Genomic DNA, 26,419 nt, shown 5'->3' with positions numbered 1-26,419 from the left:
TACTTCACCGCGGAGGCCCGCGAGTACTTCGCCGACGCGACCGATTCGAACACCGATGTCTCGCCAACACCCGATCCGGACCTGATCAAGCGGCTCGCCGACTGGCATAAGGAAGTCCTAACCGCACTCGGATTTTCCGGCGAGCAGACCGGCTCACTGACCGTGCATCGGTCCGGTCGTGACCACGAGATCCCCGTGGCCTGGCACGGCGCCGGGGTCGTGGCGCTGGACTGCGGCTGGGCCAAGATCGTCGACGACGCGGTGGCCGACACCGGCGCCGGGCGGCTGCTGTACCCGGTGGTACTCAGTGCCGCTGAACGCTACGAGACGGGACAGCGGCTGGCCGCGTGGCTGTTCGGCTGTGAGCTCGGAAAGCCAGGTGGCCCCCGGCCTCGGTTCGTGCTGCTGCTGTGCGGCGGCGTGATCGTGCTGGCCGACCGGCAGACGTGGGCGGAGGGTCGGTTCCTCGCCGCCAACCTGGACCTTGCGCTGGAACGCAACGACACCAGGCAGACCGGCGAGTTGGCCACCATCTCCGCGTTGTTCTCGCACCAGATGCTCACCGCGACTGGTGAGCGCACTGACGTCCCGATGGACGAGCTGCTCGGCGCGTCGACGAACAACGCGGTCGGCGTGAACAAGGACCTGCGTGCCGGGTTGCAGCGCTCGGTGGAGATCATCGCGAACGAGGTGCTCGACCGGCTGCGCACGGCCGGGGTGGCGCCGGAGGAGATCGAAGGCAAGGTCCCGTTCGCCAGGCAGCTGACCCGGGAGACACTGCGCTACCTGTATCGAATTCTCTTCCTGCTCTACGCCGAGTCCCGCCCGGAGCTGCACATCCTTCCCGCCGACGACGGCAGCTACGAGGCAGGCTACTCGATGGCCCGGCTACGTGAGCTGGTGGCACGGGACGAGGTGCTCGTCGAGGAGGAGGCCAAGAACGGGTTCCACCTGTGCGCCTCGCTCGACCTGCTGTTCACCAAGGTCAACGAAGGGCACCGGCCCTACGGCAGCGAACCGGACGACGTGCTGCCCGGCGACGACGAAGCCACTGTCGTGGCCAAGAACGATCGCCGCAGCGAGGATCGCGGCCTGCGTTTCGAGCCGCTGCGCAGCGAGCTGTTCGACCGGAACGCGGTGACGCTCATCGGGCAGCACCCGTACCACAACGGGGTGCTGGACCTGCGGCCGCGCAACGCGGCACTCCACGAGGTGCTGCGGCTGTTGACCATGAAACGAGCTGGCCGACTCGGCAGCCGCGGCGGGTTCATCTCCTACCGCAACCTCGGCATCAACCAGCTCGGCGCGGTGTACGAGGGGCTAATGTCCTACACCGGCATCATCGCAGGCGAAGAACTGTGCGAGGTCGCGAAGAAAGGCAAACCGGAAGACGGCTCCTGGCTGATCCCGGCGCACCGGCAGACCGACTACCCGGCGGACACGCTGGTCCACTACGACGAGCACGACGAGGCACACGGGCGGCGCGGGGTGAAGCGCTACCCGACCGGCACGTTCGTCTACCGGCTCGCGGGCCGGGAGCGAGAGACCACCGCGTCCTACTACACCCCGGAGTCACTGACCAGGGTCACCGTCGAGCTGGCGTTGCGGCACCTGCTAGACCAGGACGGACAACAAACTCCTGCGTCACGGTTGCTGTCACTGAAGATCTGTGAGCCTGCGCTGGGTTCCGGGGCGTTCCTCAACGAGGCGATCAACCAGGTAGCCGAGGAGTACCTACGCCGTCGCCAAGAGGAGCTCGGAATCTCGGTACCGACCGAACAGACACTGGCCGAGAAGCAAAAGGTGAAGGCGTACATCGCGCTGCACAACGCTTACGGCGTCGACCTGAATGCCACCGGGGTGGAGCTGGCGGAGGTGTCACTCTGGCTGAACACCATGCACCCCGGCATGCGTGCCCCGTGGTTCGGCCTGCACCTGCGCCGGGGCAACTCTCTGATCGGGGCGCGCCGCGCGGTGTACGCGGCCGAGGATGTACGTGGTGGGGAGTGGGCGCGCGATAAGGAGCCACTCGGCCCGACCCCATTGCCGTTCCTGGCCGACGGCGCCAGGCAGGTGCTGCCGGACGACGCGGTGCACCAGTTCCTGCTGCCCAACCCCGGCTGGGGTGCGGCGACCGGTTCCGATGAGGCCAAAAGGCTAGCGGCGAAGAACGTCACTCGACTGCGGGCCTGGCGTCGGGCCGTGGTCAGGGCACCGAAGAAGTCGAAAGCGAAACGCAACCAGTTCACCCGGCTCCGCGACGTCGCACGCCGCGTGGAGTTCCTGTGGGAACTGGTGGTCAAACGGATGGAGATTTCCGAGCAGGCGATCGCCAGGCGTATCGACGTGTGGGGCGCCGATCCGGGCGCGCCGGAGTTCGCGTTCATGCGTCAACCGGAGCACCCGACCCCTAAGGAGAAGGTGCTCGCAGACCTGTTCGACGCGGTGGACACGCCGTACTGGCGGCTACGAACTGTGATGGACGCCTGGTGCGCGCTCTGGTTCTGGCCGGTGGATGGCGTCGGCCTCGTGGATGGCACCGACCCGGTGTACGCGGAGACCGACGAGGCGGAGACCGACTTGGCTGACCTCGTCGGCACTCTCACGCCCGTGCCGACGATCATTCGGCAGGGCGAGTTGTTCGCCGTCGCCGGACAACAAGGCGACATGTTCGAGGCCGATCACGGCGATACCGACGAGTTTGGTTCGGTGCACACCATCGAAGTGAAGCCGGCCACGAGAAACCTGCCGCCCAAGGCGCGGCCGCCTGAGCGTCGCCATGTTCCGCTGGCGAACCTGGACGACTGGCTCGACTTCCTGGAGGCCATGCTCGGCACCGAGGACGTCCCGGACGGTTCGCTGTTCCGCGAGATCACCGACCTCGACCAGCTCAAAGAATACGAAGATGCCCTGCCTGATCACATGGGCATGTACCGGGGCGATCCGGAAGCCCGCTTCCCCTGGCTGCACACCGTCCGGGAGCTGGCCACCGAGCAAGGTTTCCTCCACTGGGAACTGGAGTTCGCCCTCGTCTTCGCCAAAAGTGGCGGCTTCGACCTTCAAGTGGGCAACCCACCCTGGGTTCGGCCTCGGTGGAACGAGTCCGCGGTTCTTGCCGAGTACGATCCGTGGTGGGAACTGACTGAGAAGCCGTCCACAGAGGACAAGATCGCCAACCGGACCAAGCTGCTGGACAATCCCATCGTCCACGACTACGTGCTGTGCGAGTCGACCAACGTCGCCGCGCAGGTCGCGTTGTTTAGCTCACCCTACGTATATCCGCTGATCACCGGTACCCAACCAGATCTGTATCGGGCGTTCATGACTCAGATCTGGGCACACGCCGCGGCCACCGGGACAGCGGGCATGATCCATCCGGACACCCACTTCGTCGGCGAGAAGGAAGGTAAGCTCCGCGCCGCCGCATACCACCGCCTGCGCATCCACGGCGACTTTGTCAACCAGCATCACAGGTTCTTCCCCAAGCCAGTCGGTGAAAACAGCCATTTCGGTGTGCATGTCTACGGTCCGGTGCAGGAAATCTCGTTCGACCACTTGTCTTGGTTGGTCTCGACGGACGCGTTGCGGCTCTCCAGAAACCACGATGATTCGGCGGAGTTGCCCGAGTACCGAACGGCCGCCGGGAATCTCGACGAGCGGCCACACCCCTCCAGGGTGATCGAGGTCAACGCCGCGCTACTGGCCACCTGGCGACATCTGCTCGGCAGTGAGGACCACCCGCTTGCCGAAACCCGGCTGCTGTTCCCGGTAAGCACGGCCGAGTTGCCCGCCATCGACGCACTGGCAAAATACCCGTACCGACTTGGCATGCTGTCCCCCCGGATCAGTCGTGGGTACGACGAAAGCGGAGCAAAGAAAGACAAACTCATCGAATACAACCGGGTGAATGCCGCGGTAGGGAGCGAATATCAGCCGGACACCTGGTGGCGAGTCGTACTCAAGGGGGTTCAGCTCGGCGTAGCTACACCGGTGTTCAAACGGTACGACGCCAACTCCAACGACCCGCATGGTGTCAACCTGGCCGAGCTTCCCGACGACTTCGTCCCGGACACCGAATACATCCGAGTGTCGGGCCGAACACAGCAGTACCTCGCCCAACAGGATCGCTGGATCAACCACCAGGCACTGGCCAAACTGCGGGGGAGCGACCGTGCCGTCGCGCGTGCCCGCGCCGAGGTCGCACTGACGCACGGCATCGCGGAAGACGACGTGTCACCGAGCGCGATGGACGCGGTTCTGATGCGTAGGTCCCGACGCAGGTACACCACGTTCCACCGGCTCGCGTGGCGTCGACAGATCGCACCCAATACGGAGCGAGTGCTTTTCGGTGCGCTCATACCGCCCGGTGTCGCGCACGTAGATAACGTGCACAGCCTTGCGCTGGCGAAGCCAATTGAGACATGTCTTGTTGCTGGTTTCTTCTCCGCTATCCCATTGGAATACTTCATCCGTATCACCAATCTGTCCGACCTCCGGCCGGGTAGTGCACGGGCGTTGCTGGCGCCCCAGGTCGAACACCCGCTGGCATCAGCATTGTTGTTGCGGACTTTGCGGCTGAACTGCCTGACAACGGCGTACCAGCGTCTGTGGCGGGAGGCGTATGACCCGGCCTGGCAGCAGGACGGCTGGGTGGTCGACTGGCCGGGCCTTCTACCGTTGGGGGACGTCAGGTCGCAATGGACACCTGACACTCCACTTCGGACAGAGCAGGCGCGTCGGAGTGCACTGGTAGAGATCGACGCGTTGGTCGCGGTGTGGCTCGGCATGGACGCCGACACCCTGATCGCCGCATACCGTGGCCGATTCCCGGTGCTGCGGAAGTACGAGGCGGTCACCTACTTCGACGCTGCAGGGTCGAAGCTGACGGGGAACGCCCGCGCTTACGGCCAGCGCCAGACCAAGGAGTCCTGGAAAGAACTCCAGGAACACCTAGCCGACCCAGCGCACATTCGGCCGCCGGACGGATATGTCGCGCCGATCCACAAGGCAGATCGGGAAGCAGAGATGCGGGGGGCGCACGCTGTGTTCCAAGCACGGTTGGATGCCGCCGTGGCGCGACGCGAGTGGGATCCGGTGCGACAGGAGGTGCCAGGGGAATGAGGCCTACGTTGCAGGCGCGGGAGTTGAAGGAAAGCCTGCTGCAGTACCTGTCCACCACCTACGCGCTCGCGGACGAGGGGGCGCGGGCCGCGTTGCACGAGTTCCTCGGCAACGAGACGACTGGCATGTTCCGCGGGCCGTTCCTGCGCGTACGTACTCCCTTCACGCCAGCCGCGCCCGGCTGGGAAGAGTTGCTCGACTGGCGGCCGGAGGTCGCGTGGATGCCGTACGCGCATCAGGCCGCCGCGTTCGCCCGACTGTCCACGAAAAACGGTCGGGAACCCTTGCCCACTGTGTTGACCACCGGCACCGGTTCCGGCAAGACCGAGGCGTTCCTGTACCCGGTGCTCGACCACTGCGCGCGGGAGCGGGCCGCCGGCCGGGCCGGGATCAAGGCGGTCCTGCTGTACCCGATGAACGCGCTGGCCACCGACCAGGCCGAGCGGATCAACGGGCTGCTGCTCACCAATCCGGCGCTGCACCGAGTACGCGCCGGTCTCTACATCGGGGATAAGCCAGCCACGCCGTACGACCGGGTCGACACCCGCCGCGCGGACATGTGGGCGTCGGCGCCCGACATCCTGATCACCAACTACAAGATGCTCGACCTGCTGCTGCAACGGGAGCGGGACGTGCCGCTGTGGGCCGACGCGGACCCCAGGTTCGTTGTGGTGGACGAGTTCCATACCTATGACGGCGCCCAGGGAACCGATGTGGCCATGCTGCTGCGCAGGCTGGCCGCAGTGCTCGACATGGCAGAGCCAGGCCGTCCGCTCGGCCGGATCTGCCCGGTCGCCACGTCCGCCACCCTCGGCGCGGCCGATGACGCAGCGCGATCCGATGTTCGGCGTGTGGCCGCCACGGTGTTCGGCATCGAGTTCGACGCCGACGCCGTGATCGGCGAGCACAGACAGACGGTCGACGAGTTCCTGCCGCCAGAGAAGTTCGAGCCATTGCTGCCGCAGCCCCGGCCGGAAGAACTGGCAGCGCTGCCCGACCCGGCCCACAGCGAAGACGCACTGGCCGATCTGGCCCACGCGGTCACCGGCAGCCGGGACCTCGACCCGGTCACGCTCGGAGCGACGCTGAAGAAGCACCCACTGACCGCGGCAGTGCTGCACGCGAGCGGCGGAACCGTCCAGACCAGCGACGAACTGCTGAACATCATGTGGCGGGTGCGCGCCACGTCGTGGTCACGCGCGGTGGCCCACCAACCCGAGATCGCGGCGACCGCGCTGGCCCGGTTCGTAGCCCTGCTGTCTGTCGCCCGATCCGCGACGCCCGCCGGGGAGCGGCCTTTCGTGCACGTCGAAGTTCACCAGTGGGTGCGGTCGGTGTCCCGGCTGATGCGCGGCGTGCTGTCCTGGCCACGCGCGGAGTTCCGTTGGGACACGCCGGGAACTGGATACTTGGCGGCGCACAACGCCCCGGTGGCCACGATGACCGCTACCGGCGCCGCGACCGTGTTCCTGCCTGCGATCTACTGCCGGGCCTGTGGCCGGTCCGGGTGGGCGGTGTTCTCGCCGGAAAGCGATGACCGCACTGTCGAGTTGGACAGCATCATCATCCGCCGCGCGTCCACCAGCCGGGACAAGGTCAGGGTGCGGAACCTGATCGCGGCAACCGACGCGGAGGCGAGCGCCGGACGCGAGGACGGATCGGTTCAAGTGCTGGACAGCGACGCGGGCAAGCTGCGCTTACCGGTCGACGCGGACTACACCGCAACAGGTGAGCCCCATCTCTCCACAAGGGACTCCGCGTTCGTCCGGGTGCATTTGGGCAAGACGGCCAACACGGCGGCCGAGGAAGACTGGTGTCCCGCTTGCGAGGAGCGCAACGCGATCCGCTACCTCGGCACCGGGCCTGCCGCGCTCGCCGCCGCGGCGATCACCCAACTGTTCACCGGCGGCGAGTTGGACGCCGAGCAGCACGAGGATAAGGCGTTGATGTTCAACGACTCGGTCCAGGACGCGGCACATCGTGCGGGATTCGTCGCCTCCCGCTCATTCACCTTCTCATTGCGTGCGCTGCTGAACCGGTACCTGTCCGAGGACCGACCGACCGCTCTGCACGAGCTGATGGCGTCGGTGATCGCGGCGACGAGCGACCCCGGGACGCTCGCCGCGGTCGTGCCGGCCGACCTGCACGACCTGCGCGGGGTGAGCAGGCTGCTGGCAGGGCGGGGGCGCGGGGACCGGCGGACGTGGGAGCTGATCGGGCAGCGGCTGGCGTTCGACGCCGTGTCCGAGTTCGGCTTCCGCTCTCGCAACGGCCGCACGCTTGAACTGACCCGCACCGCGGCCGCGCATGTGCACATCTCCGACCCGGCCGAGGTGGTGGCGCTGGCCAGGGCCGCGCACGAGTCAGCGGCCGCCGGTCAGTTCGAACCGTCCGCCATGGACGACGCACGGTATCTGGCACTGGTGCGCGTGTTCCTCGAACGGCTGCGCACCCGGGGCGCGGTGAGCCACCAGTGGCTGACGGCCTACCTGCGGGAGGCCGGCACCAGCCGCTATCCGGTGTGGGGCGGCAGACCGGTCGGGATGCGCGCGTTCCCGAGAGGCGTTGCCGCGCCACGGTTTCTGCTCGCGGCGCCCAAGGATCGCAGCGAATTCGACGTCGCGACCGGTCGGCTGAGCTGGTACGAGCTTTGGGCGCAGCGCTGCCTGGAACTGCCCAAGGCCGCAGTGCCCACGTTCTGGCAGACATTGCTGCCCGAGCTGACCGGCGCTGGGTTGCTGTCGGTCGGCACGCCGAAGGACAGCTCGGTACGGATCTACGGTCTGCAACCCGGCAACATCGCCATCCAGCGGCTCACCGACGAGGAAGTGAACACCGCGTTCGTCCGATGCCCGCGGTGTTTCTGGGAACAGACCGTGCACCCGCGCCTTCTGACGCAGTGGCACGGCCAACCGTGCCCGGCCTACCGGTGTGCCGGCGAACTGGTGGCGGGCGACCGGCGCGAAACGTTCGGCGTACATCACCGGGAACGGGACTTCCGAAACGACTACTACCGCAGGCTCTACCGGGAAGCCGGGACCTACCAAGTGATCACCGCGGAGCACACCGGGATGCTTTCGCGGGCCGAACGGGAGAAGGTTGAGCAGGCATTCAAGGGCGACGGGTTCAACGATCCGAACGTGCTGTCCTGCACACCGACCCTGGAGCTGGGTATCGACGTCGGTGACCTCTCCGCAGTGGTCCTAGCGGCGTTGCCTCGACGCCCGGCCAACTACGCGCAGCAGGTCGGCCGGGCCGGACGCCGGACCGGCAACGCCTACCTGCTGACCATTCCCGACCGCAGTCGGCGCGACCTGTACTTCCTCGATCAGCCGAAGGAAATGATCGCCGGGCAGATCCTTCCGCCCGGAGCGCACCTGTCCGCCATCGAAATCCTGCGTCGCCAGTACCTCGCGCACCTGCTCGACCTAGCCGCGCACGGCAGGCTGACACGACCCGACGGCGTCACTCTGCGTGCCTTGCCCACCCAAGCGCCCATGTTGTTCGGCGAATCCGGCTACCTAGTCGATCTGGTCGACACCGCGCTCGCGGATGGCGAGGCACTGGTCGAACGGTTTCTCGCGTTGTTTCCGGCCCAGGACGGGGAGGAGCAGGTCAACGCGGACGCACGTGCTGACCTGCTCCACTTCGCCACCGTAGGGCTGCAGGGCGTCGTCGAGCGGGCGGAGCGGGAATGGCGGGCCGGTGAGACCGTGCTGCGCTCTCGATTGCGCATGATCAACGAGACCAGGGACGAGTTGCACGACAACGACCCGGAAGCGGCGGAGCTGAAAGCCGAGTTGGACGCGGAGCGACGCACGATCGGGAGACGGCTGGCCGACTTGGGTACCACGCCGGCGCAGGAGGCGTTGTGCACGCTGGGTCTGCTGCCCAACTACGCCCTGCTGGACGCGACGACCACGCTCAACGCGACGTTGTACTGGTCTGAGGAAGGACCCACCGGACGTTTTTTTCAAGCCAAACTGCGCAGCTATGAGCGGCCGCAACGCTACGCACTGTCCGAGCTCGCTCCCGGTAACACGTTCTACGTCAACGGCTATCAGCACGAGGTCACCGGGATCGACCCGGCACCTGGAGTGATGCGGCAGTGGCGGTTCTGCCAAGACTGCGGCTACGTGCGCACCGAGAACGCCGCCACCGACCGGTCCCCGTGTCCAAGCTGCCGCAGTACCCGCATCGCCGACGACGGTTCCTGCCTGCACGACGTGGTCCAGCCGCTGGTGGTCACCTCCCGGGACAAGCGGGACGACGCGCGAATCGGCGACGACCGGGACGAACGGCAGCACCGCTTCTACACGGTGATCGACGCGGTCGACATCCCGACCGAGCAGATCCGGCCGAACACGTCCTGGCGACACGCCAGGGAGACCTTCGGCGTCGACTTCTGTCGCACCGCGGTGATCCGCCGGATCAACGTCGGTCCGGCTCGGTTCGACCGACACCCGCAAGACGATCTGGCCGGGCAGACCGTGCGGCTTTCCCCGTTCCACGTCTGCTCCGCCTGCGGGGCGGCCACCGCGGACGGCAAGCCGGTCTTCGACCGCCCCCTCGACGGCATCACCTCGTCGGCCGCGCGCCGCCCCGAGGTCAAGCACCACCAGCCGTGGTGCCCCCTGCGTCGCGGGAAGCGTGCGGCCGACGTGCCGCAGCGGCCGGTCCTCCTGGCACACGAGCTGCGGACCGAAGCGTTGCGGATCCTGCTGCCTGCGGCAACGGTGCTGGTTGCGGAAAAGGTCTACTCGTTCCGGGCCGCGTTGCGACTGGGGATCGACCGGCACTTCGGCGGCGATCCTCAGCACCTGGACACCACGTTCGCGGTGGTACCTGACGGCCCGACCGGCACGCGCAGGCATTACCTAGTGGTGTTCGACCAGCTGCCAGGTGGTACTGGGTACCTGCACCGGCTCACTGACCACAAAAAGTTCCGGGACACGCTGCGCGACGCCCGCCGCGTATTGCTGTCCTGCCCTTGCCGGGAGGAAGGGCGCCGTGCTTGTCACCGGTGCCTGCACCGCTACACCGAAGAGCGCTACCAGGACATCGTCTCCCGGCACGAGGCACTGGAGATCTTGGCCGACCTTCTCGGCACTGTCGACGACTCCGGCGAGACCGTGCTCGACACCTGGCAGACCACGAACCTGCCCAACACCAACCTGATCGGGCTGGACAAGCAGGTCGAGTCCGACCTGGAGGCCCGATTCCTGGCTGCGCTACGTGCCTGGGTGTCCGGTGACGCGACCGTCGCGCTCGATGAGGACAGCCGCAGCAGCGCGGCCTTGCGCTTCATGGACCGGGCGGACGTGGTGCGCTGGCGGTTCACCGCCCAACGGCACCACGACCGTACCCGTACCGACTTCACCTTCGAGCGCGTCGATGGCCCGCCGCGCACCGTCACGGTCTACCTGGACGGTCACCGCTTCCACGCGACCCGCGAGCACAACAAGATCGCTGACGACGCCGCCATCCGGGCCAGGCTGCGCGCCGGTGGGCACGTGGTGTTCAGCGTGACCTGGGCCGACATCGACCTGTTCACCGGCGCGGCCACCGAGGCGAAACCCGTATGGCCGCCCTATTCCGGCAGCGCCCAGGACAAGGCGCGGGGCGTTTACGAAGACCTTGGCGGCAAGCGGGCAGAGCTGGCAGGCACGGTGTTCACCAACCCCGTCCAAACCCTGCTCGCCTACCTTCGTGACCCCGACCAGGCGGTGTGGGCGCGTCGGGCGACCGCGCTGGTCTCCGGGCTGACGGCTGCGCCGGACCCGATCGTCATGAACGCCGATCCGGCAGAAGTTCGCACGGCACTGCAGGTCGAGCTGGCTGGCCGGACGTTCACCGCCCATGCGGGTGGCGATGGCGGACTGGCTGTCCTGCGCGCGCGGGACGTGAACGGCTTGCCATTGCGATATGTGCTGGACAGTCGCACCGGCACGGCAGTCAATCAGGTGCGGTGGAGTGCGTTCGCATTGCTCGATGATGACAACGCCGCGCTCGAGACCGACGAGCACAAGATGCGCTGGCGTGCCTGGCACTACTGGTCGAATCTGATCCAGTTCCTTGCGCTCGCCGGCGGGGACGGGATCGCGCTCGCCACCAGCACCGCACCCGACTGTCCCGTGGAAGCGCTCGCCGTGTGCGGTGAGGTCGCCGCCGACGCCACGCTAGAGCGGCCGATCGATGAACCGAGAGATCCAGCATGGACGGAGATTCTGGAGTTGCTGGACGAGGACGCGCCGGACTCGGTGTTGACCGCATTAGCGCACCGGCTGGCCGAGGTGGGAAAGGCCGCCCCCGTGTACGGGTACGAACTCGGCACCGGCCGGTGGCAGGTCGATTTCGCCTGGCCGGGACAGCGGCTCGGGATCGTTCTCGACGACGAGGGCAGCGACGCGTTGCGCAGGCACACCATTTACGTCGCCGAGGGCTGGACCGTGCGCACCGTCGCGGACTCGCTCCATGAGCTGAACGCGTTGCTCGACGTCGTTCCCGATGCGGGAGGTGCCCGATGACCGCTCGGCTCAGCGTCCACCACAAGGCCGACCGCGAGATCTACCGGCTGGAGCGGAAGGAAAAAGCTGGCTTCTACGACTTCAGTCACCTGTTCCGGCAGAACCCGGACCACCCCAGCCTCGACCTTAAGCCCCTGAAAGGTAACGGCCGGATTTATCGCGCCAAGCTCAACGACTCCTACCGCGTACTGCTGGCCAGGCTCGGGGTCGACGCGCAGGGCGTGGCGAACTGGCTGGTGATCGCGGTCCGCCACCGCAAGGACGTATACGAGGAACTAACGGTCGCGGTCAATCGTGTCACCGGAGAGATCGAGTTCGCCGACCTTTCCGTCGTCGGGGACAGCACGCTGCGCAAGGCGGGCCTCACCCTCACCCCGACCGAGCCGGAAGCATCGGAAGTCGTTCCGTCACAACCGGAGTCGGCCGAACAGCCATCCGCTGTGCCGTTGCTGGCCGGGGTCGGCGCGGATGACCTGCGCGAACTCGGCGTCAGCGAGCCGCTGATCGACCTGGCGCTCGCGGTGACCGGCAGCGCCGAACTCGACCAGCTGGTCTCCGGCGCGCCGGGCCTGTCCGCCGACGTGCTTTACGGGCTGGCCGCAGGCATGAGCATCGACGAGGTTCGTCGCGAGATCACCGACGAGGTGGCGGTCGAGCTGACTGCCGACTATGCCGACGACCTGTCCGCCGCGCTCGCCCGCACCCCGGTCACGACGGCGGACGACATGATCGCCGCAGCGCTCGAGGAAGGTGACTTTCGGGCCTGGAAGATCTTCCTGCATCCCACCCAGGCCAAGGCGGCCCGGCGTACCTACAGTGGCCCGGCCCGGGTGTCCGGCGGGCCGGGAACCGGTAAGACGGTCGTCGCGCTTCATCGGGTAAAACACCTGGTCGAAGCGTTGTCGCCCGGTACGGACACTCCGATCCTGCTCACCACGTTCACCAAGAACCTCACCGCTGACCTGCGGGCCAGGCTCGCCTCGCTGCTCGAACCGGAACAGCTGGTTCGGGTGGAGATCATCAACATCGACCAGCTGGCCGCGCGGGTCGTCACCGAAAGCGGGACCGGCCGCAGGCGCCGGGTCAGCGACGCCGCCGCGACCGACCGGCTCGGCACGCTGCTGGCGGAGCTGGACGAGCGCCGCTTCGACGCGCGGTTCCTATTCGAGGAATGGGACCAGGTCATTCTCGGTCAAGCATTGACAAGCCGAAAGGACTACTTCGACGCCCGTAGGGCAGGCCGTGGCCGGGCGCTGACCCGGCTCGACCGAGCCGCGGTATGGAAAATCGTCGAGCAATTCACTGTCCGAATGGACAAGGACGAGGTGGAAACCTGGGGCCAGTTCGCCGACCGCGCCGCCCGCCTCGAACTCGCCCGTTCGACCAAGGTAGTCGCTCGCGCCGGGCACACCGACCCGGCCGACGCCGTCGCCGATGACAGCGCCGGCACCCACTACCTGCGCCATCGTTACCAGCACGCGGTCATCGACGAAGCGCAGGACCTGCGTGCCGCACACTGGACCATGCTGCGTGCCATGGTCGCCCCGGGCCAGAACGATCTGTTCATCGCCGGCGACACCTACCAGCGGGTCTATCAGCACCAGGTCGCACTCGGAGCGCTCGGGATCAACATCCGCGGACGATCAACCCGGCTGACCCTCAGCTACCGCTCCACCAAACAGATTCTGGCCAAGGCGATCCAGATCATCGCGCCTGCCGCGGTCGGCTATGACGACCTCGACGACGGCACCGATACCATCGACGGGTACCGCTCCGTGCTGCGCGGCCCCGTCCCGGAGATCATCCGTTATCCGACGTGGCGGGACGAGTTGGCCGGCCTGGTGACCACATTGACCGCCTGGCGCGCCGATATCGGTGACCCGCGTGGCACCATCGCTGTTTGCGCGGCTGACCACGACCACGTGGATCAGATCGTCAACGCTCTAGTGGCCGCCGACATCAGCTACGCCGAGCTGACGAAGGATGGCCCCAAAGGTGATGGCGACATTCATGTCGGCACTATGCACCGAATGAAAGGCTTGGAGTACGAACGCGTCATTTTGGTGGCAATCACCAATGGCGTCATCCCCAAGAGAGCCGTTCCGACGGTCGACCCGGTCAGCGCTGCTCGCCGCGAACGACAGGAGCGCTCTCTGCTGTTCGTCGCGGCTACCCGAGCCCGCGATACCCTGCGCATCACCACCCACTTCCCAGCGAGCCCTTACTTGCCTTCGGCGTAGTGGACGGAGCGATTCATTTGCCGGTTTTGCAGTAGGCAACGTGGCGCGCGTGCTGCGGCGGGCACGGGCGAGCGGCCTGAGCCGCACGGAAGCCCATCACGGGGCTTCAACACCCCTGACCGCGCCGACGGCGGACAATCCCGACGGTGGCGGAAACAAGCAGTTCACGGCGGGTGCGGTTTCGTGTAGATGCTGTACGAGCCGCGCCGGGGATTCGAACGCACACAGCCACGCCTGGGAGCAGGCACTGGGAGCAGATTGGGAGCCGCCGGGCGCGTTCTACCGCACCCAACGGCTCCCAAGCGCGCCGAACTGCTCCCACGCGACCTGCAGGAGTTGTGTTTTCGCAGGTCATGTTGCTTTTCGATCTACGTTGCCACGGTAGGGGGCGTCAGTGCCGCAAGGAACTGACTCAACAGCACTGACCTGCAGGTCAGTGCACTGAACCGCTCAACCGTGAACTACGGGACGGTAGTGGTCACATGCTGCACCGCGTCCGGCACCAGCCTGACCGCGCCCGACCCCCTCGCCGAGCAGGACCGGTGGCCCGGTGGGACACAGAGTCGGTCGCCGAGGGCGGCGAGATCCTGCAGGCGGTTATCGCTCACGACGGTTTGGGCGAGTTCCCCGCCCAGGCTGCCATCGCGGGACTTCACGGTGACGCACCCACCGCCGAGAAAGCCGGCTGGGTGCAGACCGTCGAGTGGTGCAACGAACGCAACGAGCGGCCACTCCTCCGAACAGGCACCGACGGCCGCGAACTGACGCACCCAGCACTCAAACGCGACCAACCACCGCCAACCCCACGCAACCAGATCCGGTACGCGCCCGACCAGCGCAAATCGGGCCCGCTAGGGGCAGTTCGCGAACTTCACCCGATCGGGAAGATCGACTACGACCCCTTGACCAGATCGACAAGCCGCAGGAGCTGTCGATCTCCAGTTTCGCTCCTTACCAGCCGGTAGAACGATCACACCGTCCACAAACGACGATCAACAACAGATCCACTTCATGACACAAAAAAGCCCGCCGACCTGGACATTCATCCAGATCGGCGGGTGATTCAACGACCGTCGGGCTGACAGGATTCGAACCTGCGACCCCTTGTTCTAATTCGGGTCCAATCTGACCTGCGGATTCTCCACCCAAACGCGCTCTGACCTCGGGAAACGTTGCCGACCGTTGTGGTCGTTTTACGCCCTCTGCTGGTGGCATGTTGTGCAAATGTTGAACCGGCCGGTCCTTTGTGGACATCCACAAGGAGGGGGCTTCCTGCCATCCCGTCGACCTGGCTTCAGCCCGATCACGTCGTGTCAAGGGGGCGCTTGCCGACAAGAGTGAGGTTACCGCGGACTGCCCCCTTGACACGGCGTGATAGCCCCTTGGGAGGTCGATGGGATGGCAGGCAGTCACCGACGAACCGCAAGCTCCCCAGCACTTCGGACCATCCTGGAGACCTGCCGCGCGGCGAGCGCTCTTGGGACATGTTGGCGACGGACATGAGCCCGGCTTGATGTGATCGAGCGAGGAGTATCCTCGCTCGTCATGGCGCTCCAGAAGATCACCCCCACCGTTCATCAAGAAAATCTTCCTGTCGTTCGTATGTGGCGCGATGATCTCAAGGAGATCGAGATTCTCATCCGCGAGGTGGTTGGCGAAGGCGACAGTCTACAAATTCAAGCACACGATGGCGTGGACGCCTATACGCTCGCAGACGTCGATGACCTTGAAGAGCTGACTCTACCTCGGATCAAATACATCCGAATGGTCGCCAACGAGGCGAGTTTCTCTTTGTCGCTTGGCGGTTGGCCTACCGTAATCAAGGTCGAAAACCCAAACATTCAGATGCGTGGACTCATTCCCGAAGTCGCCAAGATGGTGCGGAGCAGGAAGCGTAGGGTCGCCTCGATACTGAACTGGCGCAAAGCACACCCTGGCTTGATGGTGCTCCTATGGTTCTCTCTCGTAGCCGCCTCCGTCCTTGCCATCGTGCACGGAAGTCAGCGCAACCCGGAAGGATTCGATACGAAGAGCGCGATAGTCGGCAGTGCGCTCGGAGCCTTGCTAGTCTTGGGCTCTACAGCACTAGGGCGCTTTTTTCGTTTCGACCGCTCTACGCTCTACGTGAAATCACGCATGGAGGCCCCGACGTTTTGGATCAGAAACAAGGACAATGTACTGATCACGACGGCAGCGAGTATCGCGTCTCTAATACTGGGCGGATTTATCGGATATTGGATCAATAGCATCAGCTAGGGCCGACTCGTCTGAACACCTTGCTGTTTCGGGGTCGATCTAGCTGTATTGAGTAGTGGCGGGTCCAATCTCATCACTCGAGTTGTTTCGCGACGGGTGCGCGATTGGGTGGGGCGACTCATGACCTCGGGTGAGCGGAGTGGCATGAAGGTCGCCAGATTAGGCGCCGCACGCCTTCGGTCCGCCGCCCGCGTGGGGCCGGTCCGGAGGACCCAGGCCCCGCGCTTGGGCGTGCGGTAGAGGATCAGCGTGCCTGCGGGCGCCCGAAGGGCGTCCGCCTTGAACAAGTAAAGAAACTCTGCACGCACCGGCTATAGCAGGTCGGCAGGCCGCCGGACTAGGCAGAGATCAAGTCGAAGCCGTCGTGAGCGCGCACGGACGGGTAAGGCTCGAAGGCGTCGAGGACGCGGATCGCGAATGCTGGGGACATTAGGTCGCGTACTTCGTCGCGAGTGAGCCAACGGACTTCATGGGCTTCATCCGTTGCGCGGGCGGAGCCTTCGCCTGGCGTGCAGCGGAAAACTAGGGCGACGATGCCACGCGGCATGTTCTTGTAGACACCGCTGAGGGATCCAACATGGACACTCATGCCGGTTTCCTCTTCGATCTCGCGCCGGACACCCTCCTCGAAGGACTCCCCCAGTTCGAGGATGCCGCCAGGCGCTTCCCAGTGGCCGTTGTCGCGGCGACGGATGGCCAGGATCCGTTGGTCAGCGTCGATGACTACGCCCGCCACGCTCACTGAGTGCTTGGGTGCTTCGCCCATGACGCTCTCCTAACGATGCCAATCCACCTATGACAGACTAGTGCACCTCTAGAGGTGTTGCGAGGAGTGCCAATGATGCAACTTGGGTCCATTGACCGGTCGAGCGATCAGCCGCCGTACCGTCAGATCGCCACGCAGCTACGAGCTCTCATCCTCACGAGCAAGCTTTCGCACGGCGAAAAGTTGCCCTCGGAAGCGCAGTTGATCGAACACTTCGGCGTGGCTCGAATGACTGTCCGCCAAGCGATCCAGGAACTTCGCGGAGAAGGCCTGGTCGTTGCCGAACACGGCCGTGGCGTGTACGTCCGCCCCATGCCGCCCGTCAGGCGGCTCGCATCCGACCGTTTCGCGCGTAAGCACCGGGAGGCGGGCAAGGCGGCGTTCATCGCCGAGGCCGAGACCGTCGGTTACGTGCCAAGTGTCGACCGAATCACGGTTGGACGCTCCGAGGTGCCCGCGGCTGTGGCGTCCAAGCTTCACCTGGAGCCGGGCAGCGAGGTCGTAGTCCGATACCGCCGCTACCTGGCCAACGGGCGGCCGGTCGAGACAGCGACGTCCTACATTCCCGCCGAGTTCGCGACAGGAACCGCGATCGAGTCGCAGGACACCGGCCCCGGAGGGCTGTACGCACGCCTTGAAGAGGCTGGGCACACGCTTGCCCGCTTCACCGAGGAAGTCGGCGCAAGAATGCCACTCGCCGACGAACGCACCGAGCTTGAGATCGGACCGGGCATCCCGGTGCTGACGGTCGTCCGTACCGCGTTCGACACCGCCGACGTGCCTGTAGAGGTCTGCGACACCGTGAAGGTCGCACCCTCCTACCTGCTGCAATACGACTTCGAAGCTCGGTAGCCGTTCGCTTTCGCAACCAACCACTCCCCTTTGATTGCACTCCTCTAGACGTCTAGGTAACTTGGACTTGTCTAGAGGAGTACCAACCACTGGAGGCGGAAGTGCTGAAGAACATCCCGGTCGAGCTGAGCGGTCACAAGGTTCAGGTGACGGAGGCTCCGACGATGAAGATGTACGAGGACGACGCGACGGGTAAGCAGACGGTCGCCAAGTCGTTCTCCGGGGACACGTTGTACGTGGTGAGCGTGTTCTTGAAGCCGCTGCCGGACGCGAACGGCCGCACGGGCAAGGGCGCCGAGGTGAAGGTGACCCTGGAGACGGACCCCGGCGAGATCGCGGAGGGTTCCCGCGTGGAGCTGATCCACCCGCGTGTGTCGCACTGGGAGCGCACGAGTGACGGCCGCACGATGTCCGGCCTGTCCTGGAAGGCGTTGGGCCTGAAGCCTGCGGCCTGATCGCTGCTTCTGGGGCTGGGGTTCCGCGCGATTGTCGCGCCGGATGAATCGCAATTCTTTAAGCCGGTTTTGTGGGCTGCTTGTTGTTTGAGAATTCCATAGTGGGCCGATCTATGCCTTTTTCCGGCGCGTGTTCGTTGCGTGTCGGACGGAGACAGTGACCCCCGGCCGAGGTTTGTCCGGGGGTTCTCTGTGTCCGAGGAAAAGGGATGGAGGGAGTGACAGTGACGCGACGGGTGGATCCGGCACGACTGCGCCGCCGATTGATGGTGCGGGTTGAGCGGGCCGGGCAGGAGATCCCGCCATGGGCGGACATGGGTTCGCCGGAGTGGCAGGCGGGTTTCGCTGAGGGGCTGCGGATCGCGCGGCAGACGATCAGGAGGGGCTGAGAAGTGGAAGCGTTGCGCGAGTTGATAACCGGGATCGACGCGGCGGCCAGGGCGCTGCCGGATGAGTCGGAGAACCGGCGATGCCCGGTGCGGGCGGCGAAGTTCGAGGTGGCCGCGCTGCTGGGGCGGCTGGCTCGGATCGACTGGGAAGCAACCAACATCGACGGACAGGACGGTGGCCATGGCCGCGACGAAGGCTGAAACCGAGCAGGCGCGCTATCTGGCGCTGGTGTCGGCGCTCGACGATGTTCAGGAATCGTTGGACGACCTCGACAAGCTGATCAAACGCTACACGCCGGTATCGGCGAATTGGCGCATGCGGGACAAGCGGGAACTGCAGGGGTTGCGCCGGAAAGCGCAGGACAAGCTCGACGACATGCGCGACACCGCGAAGAAATACGAGGCGGTCATGATCGCCAAGGAATGGAGGGCCTGACATGTCGCAGCAGGTGTTGAACGCATTGGACGCGGTGGATGAGTCGATGCGGAAGCTGAACACGGCGTATGACGCGATCAAGATCCGCCGCGAGTTCTTCGCGGTGACCTACCGGCAGCTCACCAAGGCGGTGGCGACTTTGGGAGTGGAGGTCGCCGACAACGCGGCTGCGTTCGACCAGCGCTGACCGAACACACATCCTGCGACCGGCCCCGCTCCCTGATTTCGAGGGTGGTGGGGCCGGTCGCTGTCTGAGGGAAAGGGAGTGACCGCGATGGGCGCGGAAGGCAAGACGAGCAAGCGCAAGCCAGGCAGGGAAGTCAAAGCGATCAAGTGGGCGGTTCGGCACCCCGGCGTCCTCGCGGTGCCCGGTGTGCCCGCTGCGGCGACCAGCACGCTCGGTGTGGACGCGGTCCTTGTCTCTGGTGGCTGGGTGGCCGGTGGTGTCGGGATCGCCTGTGTGGCTTGGTACCGGGGTCACCCGGACACCTTCGACCGGTTCGCCGCCCCGGTCATGCGGGCCTGGCGGCGCCGGTGGGTCACCTACATCGGGTTGCGGTGGAAGCGGGCCATGGAGGACTGCCACCTGTTCACCACCGACCGCCGCACCGGGGAGGACCGGTTCCCGCGGCTGCTTCGAGTCCGCTCCTACTCGCCGACCATCGACACCCTGTTCGTGAAGATGGCGCGCGGTCAGGCCCTGTCCCACTTCGAGGCCCGGATCGATGAGCTGACGGTGGCGCTGAAGGCTGAGCGGGTCGCGATCGAGAAGATCAAGCCCAGGGTGATCGGGCTGATCGTGCAACGCTGCGAGCCGTTCACCGAGATCATCCCGGCCCCGGACATGCCCGGCGACGTCGACGCGGTCGACCTGTCGGCCGTCTACATCGGTGACACCGAGGACGACACCGATTGCCGGATCTCGGTCGCCGGTGATCATGTGTTCATCGCCGGTGCCACCGGGGCGGGAAAGAACAGCATCCCGCTCTCGGCGTTGCGGGCGATCGCCCCGATGATCCGGGCCGGGCTGGTGCGGCTGTGGCTGGCTGACCCCAAGCAGTCGGAGTTCGCCGCGCTGCGCCCGATCGCCTACCGGTACTCCGCCACCGTGGAGACCGACGACGATGACGAGTACTCGATCGTCTCCCTGATCTCGGAGTACCGGGCGGAGATGGAAGAGCGGCAGCGGCAGATGGCCGCCAATGGGCAGCGCTCGTTCGCCATCTCGACGGAGACCCCGCTGGATCTGCTGATCCTCGACGAGATCGGCGCGATCACCGCCTACAGCGACATCGCCCGGCTGGTCCGTAAAGACCTTGCGGTGATCATCACTCAGGGTCGGGCGGCGGGTATGCGGGTGTGGGGTCTGGTGCAGGAACCCACCAAGGACACCGTCCCGATCCGGGACCTGTTCACCCTGCGGATCTGCCTGCGGGTCACCGCATCTTCCCAGGTGGACATGGTCCTCGGGGAGAACGCCCGCCTACGGGGTGCTTTGGCCGACGAGATCCCCAACACCCCGGCCACGGCCGGTATCGGCTACGTGATGCGCCAGCGATCCCGTGTCCCGCAACGCATCCGCGCCGCCTACGTCGATGACACCGAACTCGGCGAACTCGTCGACTTCGTCCGCTCCGGGTCCACCCCGGATTCACACCTGAAAGTGGTGGCCTGATGTTCACCCTGATCCGCCTCGCCCTGGCCGGTGCCCTGATCATCCCGGCCACCGACTACCTGACCTCGCCGGCCGAGGTCCCCGCGTTCGCCCTCTACATCGCACTCGTGATCACCGTGCTGTTCGCCTCGTCGCTGTTCCGCACCCGTACCGAGAAGGGAATCTGACATGACCATGATCATCGGCTCGGCGCTGGACATGACCGAGAACTACGACACCTGCGGCTACTGCACCGGAACCGGCAAAGAGGGCGAACAATTCGTCTGCGGTGGCGGTGACGCCTGCCCGGTGTGCCTGGGGTCCGGGCTGTCCCGGCTGTGCCCCACCTGCCTCGGGGTCGGGCATCACCCCGACTCCGAGAACACCGCCTGCTGGACCTGCGACGGCGCCGGGGAGGTGGCCTGAGTGAACGACACGGCCGAGACCTTCCTCGCCCGGACGCGGCGGCAGCCCCCGGAGCTGGTCGCGGGACTGCGGCTGATCCTCAATGAGGCGGTCTGCATCAACTGGTCGATGGCCTGGAAGCAGGGCCACAACGGCGTGCTGATCGAGCTGGACAGCCTCCTGCGCAGGGCGGTGTTCGACCTGTGCGCCTACGGCATGGCCGAACCCGAACAGACCTACGCCGACATCTACACCGACGAACACGGCGAACCCATGCAAGCGGGCCGCATGGTCATCTCCGCCGAAGGCCGCCGACTCCTCGACATCCTTGAAAGGGCGTGACAACCATGGCAGGGCTTCCTGAGGGGTACCCCCGGACGCTGGACGAATGCAACTCCGGGTGGTCGACGATGCGTCTTGCGCGCAACCACGAGTTGGGGATGACTGTGGGCGGGCGCGGGGTGATCATCACCGACTATCTGGGTTGGATGTGGCTGGCCAGCGACGACACCGCGCTGTTGACGCTGTTGGTCGAGTCCGGTCACCTGGAGTTCAGCGGCTGCCAGACGGGCGCCATCTGGGACGAATCCGATGAACTCACGCTCAACATCGTGGGTTGGACCGCCGCCGGGGCCGATCTGTTCGACCGGCTCGACGCGTTCCGCCCCAACGACTTCCCGCAGGAGGGCTGACCCGTGTGGAAGCTCGGATTTCGGTTCTGGTCGACCTGGCAACACGTCAAGATCGCCGGACTCGGGCTGCTGCTCGTGGTCCTGGTCTACCGGGCGCAGGGCGCGTCGGTGCTGTTCTGGTTCGTCCTGGTGGCCGCCCTGGCCGCGACGGCCGGTGCCCGCCTGGTGATCGGGGACCTCGCCCGACGAGAGGGAGCCGCCCCCGGCAAGAGTAAGGCGGGAAAGCGATGAGCGCCCGGAATGGATCTCCGATCGACAACTCGGTCACGCGGGCGCTGTACGCGGAGAAGGGGAGCCGGGAGGACTTTCGGCGGATGTTGCGCGCGGTCAAGCGCGGTGAGGTCGGGTTCGCGTGGTCGGTCGTCCCCGCCGCCAGTAACTACGGGCTCGCTGACCAAGAAATCCTGTCCTACCTAGCCGAGTGTGGCTGCATCGTCGAGGACTACCGGACCAAAGTCCGTATCGACGGCGAATCCGTCGCGGTCGACTGGTTCTGCCTGTCCCGCCGAGGAACCGCCCTGCTGGACCTGTTGCACGACAGGAAGGCGGCACGCGATGGCGCGGCATGAACACCAGCTCGACATGTTCGACTTCGACACCCCGGCCCCGCAAGCCGGGGTGTCTGCTTCTCGGGAGGTCCCACCGGTGCGGGGCAAGTCGCGGGCACGAGCATCGCAGCGACCGGACGTGGTGGTCGACGTACTCGCCGAGATCCACACCGGACTGCTCGGGGTCCTCGACGACACCGACCGGGTGATGGTCTTCGAGGACCACGACCGCGTCCGCGTCGCACTCGATGAGGACACCGTCCTGTCACTGCTCGCCCAGGGCTACGCCGAACGCCGCCCCCCGCGCGACACCGTGTCCTGTTTGCACGGCATCACCCGCAAGCCGGTCACCCCGCTTCGACTGACCCGCACCGGGCGGGCACTGCTGCACCGCTGGGGCGCACTCAAACCCATCTGACCGCACACCGTTGCGGCACAACGAAAGGAGGGACACACCGTGTCCACCAAAGACAGGAAATGGTCAGTGGTGGACGTGACCCGTGTGGGGATCGCCGCCACCCTCGGTGCGATCGGCGGCGCCGCCGGGTTCAAACACACCCACGACTGGGCCGTGGAGAACGGCCAACACGGGTGGCTCGCCTGGGCCGTCGCGGTCGTCGTGGAAGGCATGGCGGTGGTCGCCGGTTTCGAGATCCAGCGCGACCACCGCAACGGCAACCACCGCCGCGTGAGCTTCCCGATCGTCGTTCTCGTGGTCGCCTTCGCCATCCAAATGGCCTCCCAGGTCTCCCAAGCCCGTGACACCTTCGCCGGGTGGCTGCTGGCGGCAATGCCCGCGCTCGGGTTCCTCGTCGTGGTCAAGCTCCTCATGCGCTCCCCGGCAGCGAAGGTTCCCGCGGCTTCCACCCCGGCCACCCCGGCACCACCCGCACCCGCACCCCCGGCACCGGCGCCGGTACCGCCGCCCGCTCCGGCCCCGGTCGATCCTGCCCGTGATCTGCCACCGACGCCTGCGCCTGCTGCGCCTCAGGTGCGGGTGCCTCGGACCAAGCTGCCGCCTGCGGTCGCGGGCAAGATCGCCGCCGCGATAGCCGCCGCCCGCAGCGAGGGGCGCACACCGACCGCCGCCGACATCACGGCCGTGGTCGAGCTGCCGGACTCCCTCGTCGATCAGGTGCTCGCCGAGTTCGCCGCACCCGTCAACGGGCACCACGTCCCCTAACACCGCGCGAGAACCAGCGGGGCACTGCCGACCGGGTGGTGTCCCGCTTCTCGCTGCACCCAACAACTTCCGAGGAGGTAGCCGCATGTTCACACTCGAGGACCGGGTGACCGCCCGAATCCAGGCCGACGACTACCACGACTGGCGCGCCCGAGTGGAAGCCATCGGCGGGTGCGCCCGACCGATCCGCCTCACCGGTGGCTACTCCCTCATCGACACCACCACCGGCACGGTGATCCACGATCACGACGGAGACGTCATGGTCCCCTGCAACAACCGCCGCGAGTCGGTGTGCCCGACCTGCTCGGACCGCTACGCCGCCGACGCCTTCCACCTCGTCCGCGCCGGGCTCGTCGGCGGCTCCAAAGGCGTCCCCGAGACCGTCACCCACCACCCTCGCGCGTTCGTCACCCTGACCGCCCCCTCCTTCGGTGCCGTGCACAACCGGGCCGTCACCGCCAGCGGGAAAGTGCGGCGCTGCATCTGCGGGGCCTCCCACCACGAGCACGACACCCGCCTCGGGACGCCGATCGACTCCCGCGTCTACGACTACGAAGGCGCGGTGCTCTGGCAGGCACACACCGGGCTGTTGTGGGCGCGGTTCACCCAAGCCGTGACCCGCACACTGGCGGGCCTGGTCGGCATCCCGCAACGGGTGTTCAAGAACCACGCGCGCCTGTCCTACGGCAAGGTCGCCGAGTACCAGCGGCGCGGCCTGGTCCACTTCCACGCCTTCGTCCGCGTCGACGGCCCGGACGGCCCCGACACCCCACCCCCGGCCTGGGCAACCCCCGAGCTGCTCGACCACGCGGTCACCACGGCGGCGGCCTCGGTCGCGGTGACCCCCACCGTCCCCGGCGGCGACCGCCCACTTACCCGCACCGACGGGCGCCCGCTGCTGCTGCGGTGGGGCTCACAGGTCGACGTCCGCACCATCGCCGGACCCGACGACGACACCGACGGCGACGGGATCAAGGACCAAGCCCTAGCCGGGTACATCGCCAAGTACGCCACCAAGGGCACCAGCACCTCAGCCGCGGCTGACCGCCCTATCCGCTCGCAACTCGCGATTGACCACCTACAGGTCTCCGACCACCACCGGCGCATGATCCAAACCGCCTGGGACCTGGGCGAGCTGGCCGAGTACGAAGACCTCAACCTGCGCCGCTGGGCGCACATGCTCGGCTTCCGGGGCCACTTCCTCACCAAGTCCCGCGCCTACTCCACCACCTTCAAGACCATCCGGGGTGACCGGCGCGCGTTCCGCCTCGCCGAATCCCTGCTCGCCGCCGAACTCGACCCGGAAACCACGCTGCTGGTCAACGACTGGCAGTTCACCGGCAGCGGCTACCGCGACGACGCCGAACAAGAACTCGCCGCCGCCATATCCACCCGCGTCCGCGATCAGCGCGCACGTAAGTACCGAGAGGAGAGCGACCATGTCAAAGCTCTGGGGGACTAAGGAACTCGCCGACTTCCTCGGCATCCCCATTCAGACCATCTACCAGTGGCGCACCAAGGGCTACGGCCCTCCGGGGCGCAGAGTCGGGAAGCACGTGAAGTACAGCCCTGAGGACGTCTACGTCTGGTTCGCCCGGCAACCATTGGAGACGTTCTGATGGCGCGGGTATGGATCTACGACCGCTCCAACACGAAGCGGTACAAGGACGCGGTTCAGAAGGCGAAGCAGGCTCGTCGAGAACCACCGGGACGGTGGATGGTTCAGTACTACGACCTTGCGGGTGACCTGCGCTCTGAGGTCTTCTCCACGAAGACACCCGCTGAAACCAGACGGTCGACGTTGGAGACCGCGCTTCTCAGCGGCTCCTATGTGGACCCTGCCAAGTCAAGGGTGCGGCTGGAAACGGTGGCCGAAACCTGGCTGAGTTCACGCAACGGGCTAAGGCCGTCGACGTGGTGGAAGTACCGGGGACTCCTCGACAATCACGTGCTACCCCGCTGGGGCGACGTTCCATTGAACGCGATCTCCAAAGAGGACATCGGCGTCTGGGTCGGGAAGTTGGTCCAGCCGTCGAGTGAGGGCGGCAGCGGCCTCGGTCCGTCGCAGGCGCGGCACGCCTACCGCGTGCTGAGCATGATCCTTATCTGGTGTGTGCCGGACCGATTGCCTCAGAATCCGGCCAAGGACGTCGAGCTTCCGATCCCCGCCGAGTTGGAGCACATCTACCTCACCTATCGGCAGGTGGAGGCGCTGGCGACGGCGGCGGGCACCCTCACGACGAAGTACGGGCGGCCGACTGCCCACGCCGAGATCAACAGAGCGTTCGTCTTGCTACTGGCATACACCGGGCTGCGGCTCGGTGAGGCTGCCGCGCTCCGGATCAAGAACGTCAACCTGGATGGCCGTCGAATCCGGGTCGTGAGCACGTTCACTGAGGCAAAGGGCGGACTGCGGGAGGGGCCACCGAAGAGCGGTAAGAAGCGGACGGTGGCGCTGCCGACATCCCTCGTGCCGATCCTGCGGGACGTGATCGGGGATCGCCCCGAGGATGAGCTGCTGTTCACGACCGGGCGGGGGCAGCCAGTGAGGGCGAACAACTGGCGTCTTCGCGAATTCGTTCCGGCTGTCGAGGCCGCCAAGCTCAAAGTGCAGGGGCTCACCCCGCACAAGTTGCGCCACACTGCGGCGTCCCTCGCGATCGCCGCCGGGGCTGACGTGAAGGTTGTTCAGCTCATGCTGGGCCACGCCGACGCGTCGATGACGCTGAACGTCTATGGGCACCTGTGGCCTGACCGGCTCGACGAGGTGGCTGACGTGCTGGACATCCGCCGAACGGCGGCACTGGACGAGGAGGATCGGGCCGCGTAAACGAACGAACCGCCCTGGGGCATGTTGTGCATATGTTGCACAGCCCTAGGGCGGTTCGTGTTTAC

At 66.2% G+C, this 26,419-nt stretch carries 23 protein-coding genes and 1 pseudogene; 23 read left to right on the top strand and 1 reads right to left on the bottom strand.

The features are described 5' to 3' along the window. Positions 1–219: 219 nt before the first annotated feature. The 5 genes and pseudogenes from ACUZ2Y_RS00365 (at position 220) to ACUZ2Y_RS00345 (ending at position 16,144) form a co-directional block, all read left to right on the top strand. Positions 220–5,121 (top strand): class I SAM-dependent DNA methyltransferase, encoded by a 4,902-nt coding sequence (locus tag ACUZ2Y_RS00365; RefSeq protein ID WP_476325734.1) that lies wholly within the window; start codon positions 220–222, stop codon positions 5,119–5,121. Further along, positions 5,118–11,648, top strand: coding sequence for a DEAD/DEAH box helicase (locus ACUZ2Y_RS00360; RefSeq protein ID WP_476325732.1), 6,531 nt, complete (start codon positions 5,118–5,120; stop codon positions 11,646–11,648). The genes ACUZ2Y_RS00365 and ACUZ2Y_RS00360 overlap by 4 nt, the downstream gene beginning before the upstream one ends. 446 nt (positions 11,649–12,094) lie before the next feature. Continuing rightward, positions 12,095–13,888 (top strand): UvrD-helicase domain-containing protein, encoded by a 1,794-nt coding sequence (locus tag ACUZ2Y_RS00355; RefSeq protein WP_476325730.1) that lies wholly within the window; start codon positions 12,095–12,097, stop codon positions 13,886–13,888. A gap of 522 nt (positions 13,889–14,410) precedes the next feature. After that, positions 14,411–14,604, top strand: a pseudogene (locus ACUZ2Y_RS00350) (RNA polymerase subunit sigma-24); the annotation flags it as partial. An 829-nt stretch (positions 14,605–15,433) separates the two neighbouring features. Beyond that, positions 15,434–16,144: a hypothetical protein gene (locus ACUZ2Y_RS00345; protein ID WP_476325728.1), complete on the top strand. Its 711-nt coding sequence runs from the start codon at positions 15,434–15,436 to the stop codon at positions 16,142–16,144. Between the two features lie 337 nt (positions 16,145–16,481). On the opposite strand, the gene ACUZ2Y_RS00340 is transcribed toward ACUZ2Y_RS00345, so the two are convergent. Then, positions 16,482–16,910 (bottom strand): NUDIX hydrolase, encoded by a 429-nt coding sequence (locus tag ACUZ2Y_RS00340; RefSeq protein WP_476325726.1) that lies wholly within the window; start codon positions 16,908–16,910, stop codon positions 16,482–16,484. A gap of 72 nt (positions 16,911–16,982) precedes the next feature. On the opposite strand from ACUZ2Y_RS00340, the gene ACUZ2Y_RS00335 reads away from it, so the two are divergent. From ACUZ2Y_RS00335 to ACUZ2Y_RS00250, 18 genes are all read left to right on the top strand, one after another. Beyond that, positions 16,983–17,762 (top strand): GntR family transcriptional regulator, encoded by a 780-nt coding sequence (locus ACUZ2Y_RS00335; protein ID WP_476325724.1) that lies wholly within the window; start codon positions 16,983–16,985, stop codon positions 17,760–17,762. 101 nt (positions 17,763–17,863) lie between these two features. Continuing rightward, the gene (locus tag ACUZ2Y_RS00330) at positions 17,864–18,217 is read left to right on the top strand and encodes a hypothetical protein (RefSeq protein ID WP_476325722.1); all 354 of its coding nucleotides are present in this window, start codon (positions 17,864–17,866) and stop codon (positions 18,215–18,217) included. A 224-nt stretch (positions 18,218–18,441) separates the two neighbouring features. Then, positions 18,442–18,606, top strand: coding sequence for a hypothetical protein (locus ACUZ2Y_RS00325; RefSeq protein ID WP_476325720.1), 165 nt, complete (start codon positions 18,442–18,444; stop codon positions 18,604–18,606). 12 nt (positions 18,607–18,618) lie between these two features. Beyond that, positions 18,619–18,807, top strand: coding sequence for a hypothetical protein (locus ACUZ2Y_RS00320; RefSeq protein WP_476325718.1), 189 nt, complete (start codon positions 18,619–18,621; stop codon positions 18,805–18,807). Next, positions 18,788–19,042, top strand: coding sequence for a hypothetical protein (locus ACUZ2Y_RS00315; protein ID WP_476325716.1), 255 nt, complete (start codon positions 18,788–18,790; stop codon positions 19,040–19,042). The genes ACUZ2Y_RS00320 and ACUZ2Y_RS00315 overlap by 20 nt, the downstream gene beginning before the upstream one ends. Before the next feature lies 1 nt (position 19,043). Then, complete coding sequence (locus ACUZ2Y_RS00310) at positions 19,044–19,229, top strand: hypothetical protein (RefSeq protein WP_476325714.1); 186 nt, start codon at positions 19,044–19,046, stop codon at positions 19,227–19,229. Between the two features lie 87 nt (positions 19,230–19,316). Continuing rightward, positions 19,317–20,717: an FtsK/SpoIIIE domain-containing protein gene (locus tag ACUZ2Y_RS00305; protein WP_476331481.1), complete on the top strand. Its 1,401-nt coding sequence runs from the start codon at positions 19,317–19,319 to the stop codon at positions 20,715–20,717. Further along, positions 20,717–20,884: a hypothetical protein gene (locus tag ACUZ2Y_RS00300; protein WP_476325712.1), complete on the top strand. Its 168-nt coding sequence runs from the start codon at positions 20,717–20,719 to the stop codon at positions 20,882–20,884. The genes ACUZ2Y_RS00305 and ACUZ2Y_RS00300 overlap by 1 nt, the downstream gene beginning before the upstream one ends. A gap of 1 nt (position 20,885) precedes the next feature. Continuing rightward, positions 20,886–21,122 (top strand): hypothetical protein, encoded by a 237-nt coding sequence (locus ACUZ2Y_RS00295; protein ID WP_476325710.1) that lies wholly within the window; start codon positions 20,886–20,888, stop codon positions 21,120–21,122. Then, entirely contained in the window at positions 21,123–21,443 is a 321-nt protein-coding gene (locus ACUZ2Y_RS00290) for a hypothetical protein (RefSeq protein ID WP_476325708.1), read from the top strand. 68 nt (positions 21,444–21,511) lie between these two features. Beyond that, positions 21,512–21,793 carry a hypothetical protein gene (locus ACUZ2Y_RS00285; protein ID WP_476325706.1) on the top strand — a complete coding sequence of 94 codons (282 nt, stop codon included), beginning with the start codon at positions 21,512–21,514 and terminating at the stop codon, positions 21,791–21,793. A gap of 3 nt (positions 21,794–21,796) precedes the next feature. Continuing rightward, a complete protein-coding gene (locus ACUZ2Y_RS00280) occupies positions 21,797–22,024 on the top strand; it encodes a hypothetical protein (RefSeq protein WP_476325704.1) in 228 nt (75 codons plus the stop codon). Then, entirely contained in the window at positions 22,021–22,362 is a 342-nt protein-coding gene (locus ACUZ2Y_RS00275) for a hypothetical protein (RefSeq protein ID WP_476325702.1), read from the top strand. The genes ACUZ2Y_RS00280 and ACUZ2Y_RS00275 overlap by 4 nt, the downstream gene beginning before the upstream one ends. Next, positions 22,349–22,759, top strand: a complete 411-nt coding sequence (locus ACUZ2Y_RS00270) for a hypothetical protein (RefSeq protein ID WP_476325700.1) — start codon at positions 22,349–22,351, stop codon at positions 22,757–22,759. The genes ACUZ2Y_RS00275 and ACUZ2Y_RS00270 overlap by 14 nt, the downstream gene beginning before the upstream one ends. A 39-nt stretch (positions 22,760–22,798) precedes the next feature. After that, entirely contained in the window at positions 22,799–23,524 is a 726-nt protein-coding gene (locus tag ACUZ2Y_RS00265) for a DUF2637 domain-containing protein (protein ID WP_476325698.1), read from the top strand. Positions 23,525–23,609: 85 nt separating this feature from the next. Next, positions 23,610–24,986 (top strand): replication initiator, encoded by a 1,377-nt coding sequence (locus ACUZ2Y_RS00260; protein WP_476325696.1) that lies wholly within the window; start codon positions 23,610–23,612, stop codon positions 24,984–24,986. Beyond that, a complete protein-coding gene (locus tag ACUZ2Y_RS00255; protein WP_476325694.1) occupies positions 24,964–25,143 on the top strand; it encodes a helix-turn-helix transcriptional regulator in 180 nt (59 codons plus the stop codon). Before ACUZ2Y_RS00260 ends, ACUZ2Y_RS00255 begins: the two co-directional genes overlap by 23 nt. A 182-nt stretch (positions 25,144–25,325) precedes the next feature. Next, positions 25,326–26,354, top strand: coding sequence for a tyrosine-type recombinase/integrase (locus tag ACUZ2Y_RS00250; protein ID WP_476325692.1), 1,029 nt, complete (start codon positions 25,326–25,328; stop codon positions 26,352–26,354). Positions 26,355–26,419 lie beyond the last annotated feature (65 nt).

Source organism: Actinokineospora sp. UV203, assembly GCF_056323665.1.
The sequence above is the reverse complement of the archived record's forward strand: the minus strand, read 5'-3'. Positions and strand labels throughout refer to the sequence as shown.